The sequence below is a fragment of the Hafnia sp. CBA7124 genome (assembly GCF_002355555.1).
Taxonomy (GTDB): domain Bacteria; phylum Pseudomonadota; class Gammaproteobacteria; order Enterobacterales; family Enterobacteriaceae; genus Hafnia; species Hafnia alvei.
In genome coordinates this window covers 4,370,526-4,384,907 of sequence record NZ_AP017469.1, presented here as the reverse complement: position 1 = coordinate 4,384,907, position 14,382 = coordinate 4,370,526, and the positions used below count along the sequence as shown (strand labels likewise).

The following is a 14,382-nucleotide window of genomic DNA, read 5'->3' as shown; positions in this document are numbered from 1 at the left end:
AGCAATCTTATTGCGGGTAAGGAACCCAATCACCACCGTTGAGGCGAATGTATGGCTTACCTTGATACTGAATAACGATGGCATTATCGTTCTCTGAAACCGGTGCGGTTTGAGGCAATCCCTTCAAGAGATCCTGCCAGTTTACGCTTGCCTCAGTGAAGAGTTTGCCGTCAACAGAGCGTGCAACCAGCTCGGAAAGCGCCAGATAGCTGCTTGGCTGATCGACAACGATTTCAGTAGGTTGTGGTGCTTTCATACCGATAAACTTGATGCCCACGGGAACGTGAGTGATGCTTGGGCTTGGGATATCACGTAGGCCAGACATCTGCATTTTATCCCCAACTAGCGCAGCACCGTGCTCAGGCACAACAACAACCATGATTTTACGGTTTGATTTCTCAAGCTGGGTAAGGAACGTATCCAACTGATCAAACAGCTTCTGAGCGCGAGGCTTATAATCGGCAACTTTACTGCTGCCAACCATTCGGTTGCCATCGTGCAGCGGAATCAGGTTAAAGAAGGTTGCAGTACGCGCATCCCCTGATTTTTCAACTGTTTGTTCCCAGCGTTGCAGCACTTCAAGATCGTTAAAGATGGGCTCGCCGTCAAAGGAAGTCAGCTCATTTGAAATCCCTGCCTGAGACTCTAGCGGTGGCTGCAAATCAGCATATTTCCGTAGATCATCCAGATAGTTACCAAACTTGCCGCTATGGTCCATAATCAGGTTCTGACCAAAGCCTAGCTTAGCTAAATTATCCATCAGATAGCACTGTTGACCCGCGGCTGAATAAAGCTCTTTATGCGAAGGCTGTCCACAACTGGCGCGTAATAAACGAATTGAAGCTGGGCCACTGTAGGCGGTGGCTGAGTTAAAGTTTTTGAACAGGATATCGAAGTGTTTCCATAGCGGATGATCCTGTAAGCCAATGGAATCAACGTCAGACCATGCTAAAGAACAGATATTGATAATCAGTAAATCAAAGGGTTGAGCATCCGTTGGTAGCGCCGCTGGGAACTGAGTTTGGCGCTGTTTTTCACTGGCATAGAAGGCATCGAGATAAGCGGCCAAGTTCTTGCTATCTGGTGGTGCCGTTTGTGCCGGCAGGTCGCCTGTTGCAGCGGCTGATGTAGAGCCAGTATTGGCGTTGGCCGCCGGTGCAGTCGCGGTGCTATTACTCGCTGTATCAGGGACTAAGGAGATAGCTGGGCCAGCTATTTGCAACACATTCAGCCAAACGAGCGCACCCACCACGAATACCGTTATGCGGATCCACTGTGAGACAAACAGGTAACCGACCAGCATTACGAAGCCTGCACCGATCATTTTCCAGTTGATAAAGCGATTGACCAAATCCAGAAGGTATGACGCTGAGAAGCCCGCTAGCTGCGAGCCTTGACTCATAATACTGTTGATACCCGGTAGCCACGTATCGTGATAAAACAGACCAATACCTATAGGTATGGCAATCCAGTTACGCCAGCGGTGTAAACGGGCATTGGGTAAAGGGAAAAGCAAAAAGGCGAGGAAAATCAGGTTAGAAAGTGCATCAAAGTTGAGATAGCCAAACCACAAGAGGGCAAATTTAAGTAGGAAATAGAAATTCCAACCGCCTAGCCCACGCCAGTAGTGCCACAGGTCCGCGATGTTATTCTTGGTATTACTATTCTTGGTCATTTTTACGGTCTACCGTGACTGAAGTGTTACGTTGCAAACGAGTATTACGCCGCAGGATCCCTTCGGATTTTAAATAGCGCGGCGTGAATAAAACTTGGCGTACTGACTGAAGCAGCATCGGCAATTTTTTACGCAAATAGTAGCCTAATGGCAGCAAAATCACCGCACAAAGCACGATAAGCTGCAGTATATCCATCCCGTTCATCATTCAGCACGCTCCTGATGTAAGGCTAGAGATAAGCTGATTGGCTGCGGTGAATGCCGAGGTGGACGCTCTTCGGCCACCGGACTGCTTTTATTGCCGACCAACGGCGCGAGCCGGTCGGAAAGATGCCAGTTTGATGGCTTATTAAGCTGCATCTGCTGCAGTTCCATGATGATCAGTTTGTCTTGATACCAAACCATGCGGTTGGAGAAAACTTCTTCGACCGGCAGTGGAAATATGTGTTTAAGTGCAACGTCTAAGTCATTGATTCTGCATGATGAAAGAAACAGCGTGAGCCGGTTTTCATCAATAGTGACTAAATCACCGAAGCGGCGAGCGCGGCATAGCGTGAGAGCTTGTTCAGCGCGCAGTCCGGGCACCGGGCGCAATGCCACCAGAATTCCTTTGCTGTCTTCTGGTAATAATGCGTTATTCATCAATGACATCAACGTTTCGCAGAAAGGATTGTAAGGAATATATCCTTTCAAATTCAGCGGGCGCATTGCATCAATCAGCAGATTAATATCTGCAGGGACATGGCGCGGGTAGGTTTGTCCCTGAATCCCTTCTAACATGGTTAAACAGCGTGAAAGCGGCGCATTATGCGGCACAATCAGATTGGAACCACAGGCCAATAACAAACGTTCATCGCTGAAACGCAAGCAAGGTGTGCTTTCACGCACAACGAGCTTAATGATTTTGCCGCGCTGACGGCGCAAAGTATGAATTTTTCGCGCCAGTGCATCGAGCTGATCGCTGTTCGAAAGCTGAAACACCAGCGTTGAAGCTTGTGCTGCATAGGCAGCATTAAACAGCGCTAGATTGCTCTCAAATAGATGCCAATTTTCTGACAGCGGTGGAGCACCTTCCAGCACGCCTTTATGGGCTAGATAGAGCTGTTCATCGTTGCGTGGCTGTGGCGCTTGAGACGCATCTTCCTGTGCATGCCAACCTTGCTCATCAAAAGAAACGCTGACGTCTTGCTGCGCGGTGACACCGTTTTGGTTACACCAATACGCCACGTCATAACGGTGCAGGTCCTGAAGCCATCGTAGGCTCGCGAGGCCACATAGCGTACGGTGTTGAGACTGAAGCGTTGCCCTTTGATTATTGGCGCTTTTCCCGTAGTCTAAAATCAATAATGTACAGTTTTGTTGGCGCAACCAGCGGGCAGTATTTCTCATCCAGTCGGTGAGCTCATAAGGTTGCAGCTGTTCCCAAATACTGGAGGGGGTTAACAACATCAACAGACGATTTTTCGGATTTAAACCGCGCATTAAATCTTCAGTCAGCTGAAATAACGCTTTTTTACTTTCAGGCAGAGAATAGATAGGAAGTTTGTCGGGCCCATGAGCGTAGTTGGCACTGATGATATCCTGAGGAGGATGATTAACGCTGATTAACGCCGCGCGTGTTTCAGCTGGCTGGCTAGAGATAACCTGCTGACAAAAACTTTTGGCATCAACTTCGCGATCTGCGCTCACCCAGTAGAGGCCGGGAGCTTGCATAATGCGAAGCTCATCCCATAGTTGATGAACTCCAAGAGAAAACGATAGCGCCATAAGAGTTTAATTTCTCTGAATGTGATTATACCTAGTAAAACTGATGTTTTTATCTAATTGACAGATTTATCTTAGCCACACGAAATGCTTTTGCTCGTTGTTTTTCTGCGGCTCCAATTAATTGAACTTATATCAGTTTACTAGCGAAATTTCCCAAAGGAATGTAACATTATAAATAATTCACGACAAATTACTAAGACTGATATGTTCTCGCTATTATATTGTAGAAACAGCTTTTCTTTATCTAGCTATAATCATAAACCATAGCCGATTTTTCACGGATAGCAGAATGAATGATAAAAGAAATAATCCGATTGAGAATAGCCCTACTTTTACTTTCCAAAATGATATTGCAGCTCTAAGCAAAGCATTTTCTATTCCTAAAATTGACTATATCGACATATCTAGACAAGAACATATGAATGAAGTGATCCGCCGTTGGCCCCTTTTGGCGGAGCTGATGCAATTTGCAGGGAGCGCTAAGTAATGGCAATTATTGCTTTGCAGGGAATGCGAGGAGGTGTGGGAACCACATCGATCACCGCTGCGTTAGCGTGGGGGTTGCAGCAACTGGGCGAATCCGTGTTAGTCATCGACGCCACCCCTGCGAATTTGCTGCGCATGCATTTCAATACGGATTTCGCCCACACGAACGGTTGGGCGCGTGCTGAATTTGATGGTACGGCTTGGCAAGATGCGGCGCTACGTTACACCGACCTGCTTGATTTTCTACCTTTCGGACAGATTAGCGCAGATGAGCATGCGCAATTCTTTACGGACATACACCGCTGGACGCACTGGGCGCAAAACATTCCAGCATTGCGTGCCAATGGCCGTTATAACTGGATTTTGCTGGATGTGCCAAACGGTATGCATCCGCTGACACAGCATTTCACTTCTCTTGCCGATGGCGTTATTAACGTTATTGTTCCTGATACCAACTGCCACACGCGCTTACATCAGCAGGCGCTGCCGCAGGGAACGTTCCTGCTTGCAAATCAACTGCTTGCCACCAGTAAGCTGCAAGAAGATATTTATCAGCTGTGGCTGCAAAGTTTGCCTTCGCTGTTGCCTATGGTGATTCACCGCGACGAAGCGATGGCTGAGGCGAGCGCCGCCAAGCAACCGGTGGGCGAGTATTATCCGCACTCGCTGGCAACCGAAGAAATTATGACGTTGGCTAATTGGTGTTTGCTGCATTTTGATGCCGATGGCAACGTTGCTGATGGGTCGGCGTTATGAGGTGGATACTCGATCTGTTTCTAATGACGCCAGCGCGTCAGGCGTTGGCCGATCGCTATCGTCAATACCGCCAGTATAACGAGGCCTCCCCTTTAGGCGCGGCGCTGGGGTGTTTTTGGTTGGCAATGGCCTGGTTCTTTCTAAAACTGGAATCCCCGCGCTGGCAGCAGATCCGTAGCCAGCAAACCACGCTTTTTCCCCATATTGATGCACAGCGCCCACGCCCGTTAGATATCGTTCGTTATGCCATTCAGTCCCTGTGGTTGATCGTGTTCTCCGCGCATCGCTCGGTAAAAAATTATGGCTTAGGTGAGCGTTTTAAAGGTTTGCACAATCGCTATCATGGCTGGCTGAAAAGTCTGCCTGATAAAGTACAGGAACACGGTGCGGAAGAGTCTGAAGAGGCCTTTAACCGTTTAGGGCAGGGCGTTCGGCGTATTATTTTAGGCGTGATGTGCGTTTTCTCTACCATCCTCGCGCTGTTATGTATCTCCCAGCCTTTTGATTTAAGTTCCCAGTTTGTTTTCGTACTGCTGCTGTGGGGTATTGCCATGGTGGTGCGGCGTATTCCAGGGCGCTTCTCCTCTCTGATGATGATCGTGCTGTCGTTAACCGTTTCCTGCCGTTATATCTGGTGGCGCTATACCTCAACGCTAAACTGGGACGATCCGGTCAGTTTAATCTGTGGGTTGCTGCTGCTTGCCGCAGAAACCTATGCGTGGGTAGTGTTGGTTCTGGGGTATTTCCAAACCATTTGGCCGCTTAATCGCCAGCCAGCACCGATGCCGGAAGACGTTAAGTCGTGGCCAACTATCGATATCATGGTGCCAACCTACAACGAAGATATGAGCGTAGTTAAACCAACGATCTACGCGGCGTTGGGCATTGACTGGCCGAAAGAAAAACTGAATATCTGGTTGTTGGATGACGGTGGCCGCGAAGAGTTTCGTGAATTTGCGGAGACGGTAGGGGTTAAATATATTGCTCGTACAACGCATGAACATGCAAAAGCGGGGAATATCAATAACGCCCTGAAGCAGGCGACCGGCGAATTTGTAGCGATTTTTGACTGTGACCACGTGCCAACGCGTTCATTCCTACAGTTAACGCTGGGCTGGTTCTTTAAAGACAAAAAGCTCGGCATGATGCAGACGCCGCACCACTTTTTCTCCCCCGATCCTTTTGAACGTAACCTTGGTCGTTTCCGCCGCACGCCGAATGAAGGCACTTTGTTCTATGGTTTGCTGCAAGACGGCAACGATATGTGGGATGCGACCTTCTTCTGCGGTTCTTGTGCCGTATTGCGACGTACTGCGCTGGACGAAGTGGGCGGGATCGCCGTTGAAACCGTGACGGAAGATGCGCATACCTCTTTGCGTTTACACCGCCGTGGATGGACGTCGGCCTATATTCGAATTCCACAGGCGGCGGGTTTAGCCACGGAGAGTTTGTCGGCGCATATTGGTCAGCGTATTCGCTGGGCGCGCGGCATGGTGCAGATTTTCCGTTTGGATAACCCGCTGTTTGGCAAAGGCTTGAAGCTGGCGCAGCGTATTTGTTATGCCAACGCCATGCTGCATTTCTTATCGGGTATCCCGCGGCTTATTTTCTTAACCGCGCCGTTGGCGTTCTTGCTGATGCACGCCTACATCATTTTTGCTCCGGCGCTGGCTATCGCTTTGTATGTTATCCCACACATTGTGCATTCCAGCCTCACCAACTCAAAAATCCAAGGCAAATACCGCCATTCGTTTTGGAGTGAAATCTACGAAACGGTGCTGGCGTGGTACATCGCACGTCCTACTACGGTGGCGTTATTTAATCCGCATAAAGGGAAATTTAACGTGACTGCCAAAGGTGGCTTGGTTGAGCATCAGCACGTCGACTGGGTAATTACCCGTCCGTATCTGATTTTGGTTCTGCTGAACTTTGCCGGGCTGATTCTGGGAATTTGGCGCATGTCATTCGGGCCAGAAGATGAGATCTGGACGGTGGCGATGAGTATGGTGTGGGTGTTCTACAACATGGTCATTTTAGGCGGTGCCGTGGCGGTATCGGTTGAAACTAAGCAGGTTCGTCAGTCTCACCGTGTCGAAATTGCGATGCCTGCGGCAATTGCGCGAAAAGACGGCCATATTTTCCCTTGTACGCTGCGTGACTATTCTGATGGCGGCGTGGGAATTGAGCTACGCTCAGGCAATGTGTTGCAGGATGGTGAGAACATCACGCTGATGCTAAAGCGTGGACAGCAGGAATATTCCTTCCCAGCTAAGGTTACGCGAGTCTTCGGACAAAAAGCCGGTTTGCGTATGGATAACATGAGCGTAGCCCAGCACATTGAGTTTATTCAGTGTACGTTTGCCCGCGCAGATACTTGGGCGCTGTGGCAAGACAGTTTTGCAGAAGACAAACCGGTAGAGAGTTTGGTGGATATTTTGAAACTCGGTTTCCGTGGATACCAAAGCCTTGCCGACTACGCACCGCCGATTTTACGTAGTGTGTTTGTTGGATTTACCACTCTGGTTGCGTGGACGGTTTCGTTTATTCCACGCGGGGTGAGCAGGGCTTAAGTAGGCAGGAAAAATAATAAGCGTTTCGGGACTTTTCTTTATTCATCGATTTCAAGGCGCAGCGGAGACTCTGTGCGATGAGATACGAAGAGTAAAGTGGTGAATCAGACATTGGCTCAACATGATGATAATGCGATGAATAAAAAAATATTTTGGCTAACTGCTGTGGCATTGGGTATTAGCACTTTGGTGCATGCTGAGCCGGTGTCTCCTGTAACCGAACCAGAGAATGTGGCGACAACAAATGCCGCTACGACCGCATTGACCGATCCCGCCGCGCCAGCACCTCAGGTCGTTGGGATCCCGACGCGCGACGTTAACTTAACCTTCGCTAAGATTGCACCGGCACCGGGCAGTATGCATTTGCGCGGCGTTGATCCTACCGGACAGTTTGAGTTTGGCGTGCGTAGCGATGAAGTGGTATCGAATGCGATGCTGAACTTAGAGTTTACGCCGTCGCCCGCGCTATTCCCCGTGGAGTCTCAGGTAAAAGTTTTTCTTAACGATGAACTCATGGGCGTGTTGCCGATTGCGAAAGAGCAGTTGGGTAAGAAAAACAGCGCACAGGTACCGATTGATTCTCGCTACATCAGCGATTTTAACCGCGTTCGTCTGGAGTTTGTTGGTCACTATCGTGCCGTTTGTGAGAACCCAGCGAGTACCGCACTCTGGCTAGACGTGGGCAAAAACAGCTCCATCAGCCTGACCTACCAAGGGTTGCCGCTGAAAAATGATTTGTCGCATTTCCCTGAGCCTTTCTTTGATGCTCGCGATTATAGTGCGCTAACGCTGCCTATCGTCTTTGCCGGTCAGCCTAACTTGTCAGAACAACGCGCTGCGGGCGTGCTGGCATCTTGGTTTGGTAGCAAAGCGCAATGGCGTGGGCAAAACTTCCCTGTTCTGTTTAACCAACTGCCGGAAAAACACGGCGTAGTATTTGCCACCAACGATAAGCGCCCTGATTTCCTGCGCGATTATCCGGCTGTGAATGGGCCTGTGGTTGAGATGATCAGTCGCCCAGATAACCCGTATGTGAAATTGCTGCTGGTGTTGGGTCGTGATGATAAAGACCTGATGACGGCGGTGCGCGGTATTGCGCAGGGCAACGTTCTGTTCCGTGGTGACAGCGTTGAGGTCGAAGGCGTTAAAACGCTGGCACCTCGCGTGCCATACGATGCGCCAAACTGGGTACGTACCGACCGCCCAATGACGTTCTCCGAGCTACAGACCTATGCAGAGCAGTTGCAATCGACAGGCTTAGAGCCGTCGCCGATTAGCGTGACGCTAAACCTGCCGCCAGATCTGTTCTTGATTCGCAGTACCGGCATTGATATGCGTATGAAGTACCGTTATACGTCGCCTGCGAGCGAAGACGGTTCCCGCATGCGGATCAGCCTAAACAATCAGTTTATTCAATCGTTTAATTTGGTGCCTGAACACGATAAAGGTGCATTGTTGATGCGCTTGCCGCTGTTCCAAGGATTGATTGATAAAAATACTGATGTGGCTATTCCGGCCTTGAAACTGGGTGCCAGTAACCAGCTGCGCTTTGATTTTGACTACGCGAATCCCATTTCCGGCGGGTCAGTGGATAACTGTGTGACCTCACAGCCAGTCCCTAACACGGTGGCGATTGATGGCACTTCAACCATCGACTTCTCAGGCTACCGTCACTTTATGGCGATGCCGGATTTGCGTTCATTCGCCAACGCCGGCTTCCCGTTCAGTCGCTTAGCCGATTTGTCAGAAACTGAAGTGGTTGTGGGTAAACAATCTACGCCGGCTCAAGTCACGGCCATGCTAAACGCATTGGGCAGCATTGGTGCTCAAACCGGTTTCCCTGCGCTGAATGTATCGCTGACCGATGATTGGGCACAGGTAAAAGATAAAGATACCGATGTGCTGTTAATTGGCTCAATTCCTGATGCACTCAAACAGGATGACAAAATCGATCTGCTGGTGGATGCAACGGAAAGCTGGATCAAAATGCCGATGCGTCGACCAAATCTCGACACCATCATGCCAGAAGCTTCCGCAATGAAGCCTGACTCGCAGACCACCATTCGCTCTGAAGGTGCCATGGCCGCGGTGATTGGTTTCCAGTCTCCGTATCACGATCAGCGTAGCATTGTTGCTTTGCTGGCAGACAGCCCACGTGGCTATAGCCTGCTTAATGACGCGATGATCGACAGCGGTAAGAAAGCCTCAATGTCAGGTTCTGTTGTAGTCATCCGTGAGTCTGGTGTGAACAGCCTGCGCGTGGGCGATGTTTACTACGTGGGTCATCTGCCGTGGTGGGAACGTCTGTGGCATGTATTCTCGACGCATCCGATTCTGGTTGCCGTGTTATCAGCGGTGAGCGTCGTACTGTTGGCCATCGTGCTATGGCGTCTGCTACGGATTTTACGCCGTCGTCGTTTATCTCCTGATGAGCGTGATTAATGATGTTTAGGTTTTTCACTCAGTCCCCCTGCGTAGGGGGACGACATGAGCCGAGATTCAGCGCGGTTGCGCTGTGTCTGCTCCTGCTGAGTTTTTGCACTCAGGCTGCTGCTAGTTGTGATTGGCCAGAGTGGCAGCAGTTCAAACAGCACTATATTAGTGAACAAGGGCGGGTGATCGACACCAGCAGCCCGAAAAAAATTACGACCTCTGAAGGCCAAAGCTATGGCCTGTTCTTCGCTCTGGTCGCCAATGACCGACCTACGTTTGAAAATATTCTGCAATGGACGCAGAACAATTTAGCGCAGGGCGATCTGAGCGCTCGCTTACCCGCTTGGCTATGGGGTATGAAAGAGAAAGATAAAAACGGCAAGCAGGAATGGGGCGTTCTCGATACCAATTCGGCTTCGGATTCCGATCTGTGGATTGCCTATTCGCTGATGGAAGCGGGCCGTTTATGGAAAGTGCGCAGCTATCAATCTCTAGGCGTTTTGCTGCTTCAGCGCATCGCGCGTGAGGAAGTGGCTGAGTTGCCAGGGTTTGGTGAAATGTTGTTGCCAGGGCGCGTCGGTTTTGCGCATTCGCCGGTATGGACCGTTAACCCAAGCTATTTACCGCCGCAGCTGATGGCTCGCATGGCCGGTTTCCATGGCCCTTGGGCTGCGCTGCATAAAAATAATCAGCGTCTGTTGTTGGAGAGTTCACCGAAAGGGTTTGTGCCAGACTGGATAGACTGGCGCAAAGACAAAGGCTGGGAACCCACGCCGGATAAGCCTAACGTCAGCGGTTATGACGCGATCCGTGTTTATCTGTGGGCGGGCATGATGGCTGATAACGATCCTAACAAAGCCGCGTTGATTAAGCAGTGGCAGCCGATGGCGGCGATGACCGCCGAGCTTGGATATCCACCAGAAAAAGTCGATGTTGCGACGGGCAAAGCGTCAGGATATGGCAATTCAGGTTTTTCAGCGGCGTTGCTGCCGTTCCTTGCCGGTTCTGATGCGCAAGCGGTTCAGCGCCAACGGGTACAAGATAATCCGCTGGGCGATGATGCTTATTACAGCTACGTATTAACGCTCTTTGGCCAAGGATGGGACCAACAACGTTTTCGTTTTAATTTAAAAGGTGAGCTTTTACCTCACTGGGACAGCAGCACATGCGCAAGTACCGCAACTTCTCATTAAGCGGGTTGAGTCTCTCGATCGGTTTATCTCTCGCCTCTCTGTCTGGTGCAGGCGTTGCCGCAGATGCAGCGGTTTCGCCTGAGCAGTGGCTGCTCGAGCAAATTCGCGTGGGCGAAGCCAGTCATCGCGATGACTTGGTCACGCAATCGCTGTATCGCTTAGAGCTGATGGATCCTAACAATCCCGACGTGATGGCGGCGCGTATGCGCTTGGCGTTGCGTCAGGGCGATCAGCAGGTTGCGCAACAGCAGCTAGATAAATTGAAAGCGCAGGCGCCGAATTCAGAGGCCTATAAGCAGGCAAAACTGAATATGGCGCTGACCACGCCGGAAGGCCGTCAACAGCTACAGCAGGCGCGTCTATTAGCGACCGCAGGCCATGTTCCTGAGGCGGTGGCCGCTTATGATAAATTGTTTGAAGGTACGCCGCCGACCGTTGATTTAGCGGTGGAGTATCTGCGCGTCGTTGCACGTCAGCCGGGTCAAGAAAACAACGTCATTGCCAAATTGGAAGCGTTGAGCCAAACCAATCCGGGTAATGGTGAGTTGCGCAAAGCGCTGGCAGGCATGCTTTTGGATACCAACCAAACGCAGAAAGCTTATGCGGTGCTGGAGAAAATGGCGGCAGATAGCAACACGCGCGGAGATGCCGCGGATCTGTGGATGGCTGAGATTAACCGTATTCCAGTCGGTGAACAAAGCGTTGCGGCCTTGCAGCGTTATCTGGTTATTTTCGCGCAAGATCCTTCCACCGTTGAAGCGCGCAAGAAGTTAGACGACCAGCAAAAATTACTCTCCGATCCCGCTTTTGTTGCCCGTTCACGCGGCTTGGCGATGGTTGACTCCGGAAAAGGCGGGGTGGCGATCCCTGAGTTGCAGAAGGCATTGGCATCAAGCCCAAATGATTCCGACGTGCTAGGCGCACTGGGTCAGGCCTATGCGCGACAGGATAACCGTGCAAAAGCGTTAGAGTATTTCCAACGTGCATTAAAAGCCGATCCGACCGGATATGACCGCGATAAGTGGGTCAGCTTAATTAAAAGTAATCAGTATTGGTTGGCAATCCAGTCTGGCGACAAAGCCCTGAAGGCCAATCAGTTGGATATTGCGCAGCAAAAATATCAGCAGGCGCGTGGGATCGATAATACGGATAGCTATGCCGTACTGGGTTTAGCTGATGTTGCGGTTGCACGTAAAGATGATGCGGGCGCAGAACGATTGTATCAGCAGGCACTGCGCCTCGACTCAACCAATAGCAGCGCGGTGCGTGGGTTAGTGAACATTTACCAACGCCAGTCACCCGAGAAGGCCATGGCCTATCTGGATCAGTTGCCGCGTAGCCAGCGTAAGACGATGCAGAGTGCTATAAACAGCATTCAAAGTGACGTATTGCAACAGCAGGCGCAGGCTCTTGAACAGCAGCAACAGTGGGCAGGTGCGGCAGCTAAGTTACAACAGGCGCTGACACTTTCACCCAATGACGTATGGCTGACATACCGCCTTGCTAAAGACCTGCATGCGGCCGGGCGTACCGATGAAGCCGACCGCGCTTTCAATGCTTTAGCGCAGCAGCTTCCGGGCGATCCTCAACAGGTTTATGCGCACGCGCTTTATCTTTCTGGTACCGATCGCGATCGGGCGGCATTAGCGCAGATTGATGGATTACCGCAGGCGAAGTGGGATGCCAATATCCGTGAGCTTTCTGACCGTTTGCACTTCAGCGAAACGCTTAAAAAAGCCCAAGACCTGCGTGATGCGGGGCATGAAGACGAAGCGATTGCTTACCTACGTCAACAGCCAGCCAATACACGCGTTGATTTAACGCTCGCCGATTGGGCATTAGAGCGCGAAGATTATGACGCGGCGCTGGCGGGTTATCGCGATGTGCTAAAACGCGAGCCTGATAATGACTCCGCTCATCTAGGAGAAATTGAAGCCTTCGTTGCGCAAGGTGAGCTTGAACAAGCCCGCACTCAGCTACAGGCATTGCAGCAGGTTAAACCGACCGAAGCGCCAAGCATGAATACCGAACGCCGCGTGGCGGGAGCTTGGGCATCCGTGGGAGATATGGCGAAAGCGCAGGCGATCTTTGATCGTATTACTCCGCAGGCGGCCAAAGAACCAGGGCAGGACGGTGCGCTGGTGATGCGCGACGCGGCCCGCTTTGAACAAAAGCAAGGGAACCCTGATAAAGCGCTCGATTATTACCGTGATGCGATGGTGACCTCTGGCATTGCGCCAACCAAACCGCAGGATAACGATACTTTCACTCGTCTAACGCGTAACGATGAAAAAGATGATTGGCTTAAGCGTGGTGTGCGTTCCGATGCGGCTGATTTGTATCGACAGCAGGATGTGAATGTCACGCTGGATCATGACTATGCGAGTTCTAGCGGTACCGGTGGCTACTCCGATTTAACGGCTAATACCACCATGCTGCAGATGGATGCGCCGCTCTACGATGGGCGGATGTTCCTGCGTACCGATGTGGTAAATATGCAGGAGGGTTCCTTTAAAGGTGGGGCTTACAAAGAGAAATTTGGTACCTGTTACGTTAACGGCTGTAAGCCCGGTAATAGCCAAAACTCAACGGGTGCGAGTCTCTCCGCTGGCTGGAAAAATGACCATTGGGAAGGGGATTTCGGTACCACCCCAATGGGCTTCGACGTGGTGGACTGGGTCGGTGGGCTGAGTTATAGCAATGACTGGAACCATATTGGCTGGACGGTGAATGCTCATCGTCGCCCGATATCAAGTTCATTGTTGGCGTTCGGTGGCCAAAAAGACGATCAAACGGGCATTACATGGGGCGGTGTACGCCGTACCGGTTTGGGGATCAGCGGCAGCTACGATCGCGGCGAAGCGCATGGCGTTTGGGCTGATTTGAGCGCCGATCAACTGACAGGGAAAAACGTTGCTGACAACAGCAGCGTGCGTTGGATGGCGGGGTACTATTACAAGCTGATCAACGAAAATAACCGCCGTGTGACCGTAGGCCTGAGTAATATGATTTGGCACTACGATAAGGATTTGAGCGGATATACGCTGGGGCAAGGTGGTTACTATAGCCCGCAGGAATACGTTTCCTTTGGTGTACCTTTGAACTATCGCCAACGTACCGAAAACTGGTCTTGGGAATTGGGTGGTTCGGTGTCTTGGTCGCATTCGAAAACCGACACCGTCGATCGCTACCCGATTAAAAGTCTGATCCCTACGCCGGACAAAGCGAACAACAAATACACTGATAAATATGATACGGATAGTGGCAGCAGCAGCAGCGGCGTAGGTTATACCCTACGAGCGATTATTGAACGCCGAGTCACTTCGAACTGGTTTATCGGTGCAGGCGTCGATATTCAGGAAGCGAAAGACTATACCCCGAGTCACGGTTTGATTTATGTCCGCTATTCGGCGGCTGGCTGGCAAGGTGATATGGATCTGCCACCACAGCCATTAACGCCATACGCTGATTTCAAGTAATCATTCTATATCGAATTTGATTA

Annotated in this window: 9 protein-coding genes; 6 read left to right on the top strand and 3 right to left on the bottom strand. The window is 50.8% G+C overall.

Features of this window, described 5'->3' with window-relative positions:
* Window positions 1-7: 7 nt before the first annotated feature.
* The 3 genes from bcsG to bcsE are packed head-to-tail and all read right to left on the bottom strand — an operon-like array spanning window position 8 to window position 3,442.
* Window positions 8-1,675 (bottom strand): cellulose biosynthesis protein BcsG, encoded by a 1,668-nt coding sequence (gene bcsG, locus CPY98_RS19880; RefSeq protein ID WP_096388653.1) that lies wholly within the window; start codon window positions 1,673-1,675, stop codon window positions 8-10.
* Window positions 1,662-1,883 (bottom strand): cellulose biosynthesis protein BcsF, encoded by a 222-nt coding sequence (bcsF, locus tag CPY98_RS19875; RefSeq protein ID WP_040044433.1) that lies wholly within the window; start codon window positions 1,881-1,883, stop codon window positions 1,662-1,664. Before bcsF ends, bcsG begins: the two co-directional genes overlap by 14 nt.
* Window positions 1,880-3,442 (bottom strand): cellulose biosynthesis protein BcsE, encoded by a 1,563-nt coding sequence (gene bcsE, locus CPY98_RS19870; RefSeq protein ID WP_096388652.1) that lies wholly within the window; start codon window positions 3,440-3,442, stop codon window positions 1,880-1,882. The genes bcsF and bcsE overlap by 4 nt, the downstream gene beginning before the upstream one ends.
* A gap of 289 nt (window positions 3,443-3,731) precedes the next feature.
* Between bcsE and bcsR the strand changes: the two genes are divergently transcribed.
* The 6 genes from bcsR (at window position 3,732) to bcsC (ending at window position 14,359) form a co-directional block, all read left to right on the top strand.
* Entirely contained in the window at window positions 3,732-3,929 is a 198-nt protein-coding gene (gene bcsR / locus CPY98_RS19865; RefSeq protein ID WP_043489666.1) for a cellulose biosynthesis protein BcsR, read from the top strand.
* Window positions 3,929-4,684, top strand: coding sequence for a cellulose biosynthesis protein BcsQ (gene bcsQ, locus CPY98_RS19860; RefSeq protein WP_043489663.1), 756 nt, complete (start codon window positions 3,929-3,931; stop codon window positions 4,682-4,684). The genes bcsR and bcsQ overlap by 1 nt, the downstream gene beginning before the upstream one ends.
* On the top strand, window positions 4,681-7,254 hold the full coding sequence (gene bcsA, locus CPY98_RS19855; protein ID WP_096388651.1) for a UDP-forming cellulose synthase catalytic subunit: 2,574 nt from the start codon (window positions 4,681-4,683) through the stop codon (window positions 7,252-7,254). The genes bcsQ and bcsA overlap by 4 nt, the downstream gene beginning before the upstream one ends.
* A gap of 135 nt (window positions 7,255-7,389) precedes the next feature.
* On the top strand, window positions 7,390-9,696 hold the full coding sequence (gene bcsB / locus CPY98_RS19850) for a cellulose biosynthesis cyclic di-GMP-binding regulatory protein BcsB (RefSeq protein ID WP_096388788.1): 2,307 nt from the start codon (window positions 7,390-7,392) through the stop codon (window positions 9,694-9,696).
* On the top strand, window positions 9,696-10,880 hold the full coding sequence (bcsZ, locus tag CPY98_RS19845; protein WP_080723884.1) for a cellulose synthase complex periplasmic endoglucanase BcsZ: 1,185 nt from the start codon (window positions 9,696-9,698) through the stop codon (window positions 10,878-10,880). The genes bcsB and bcsZ overlap by 1 nt, the downstream gene beginning before the upstream one ends.
* Window positions 10,853-14,359: a cellulose synthase complex outer membrane protein BcsC gene (gene bcsC, locus CPY98_RS19840; RefSeq protein WP_096388650.1), complete on the top strand. Its 3,507-nt coding sequence runs from the start codon at window positions 10,853-10,855 to the stop codon at window positions 14,357-14,359. The genes bcsZ and bcsC overlap by 28 nt, the downstream gene beginning before the upstream one ends.
* The last annotated feature ends 23 nt before the right edge of the window (window positions 14,360-14,382 follow it).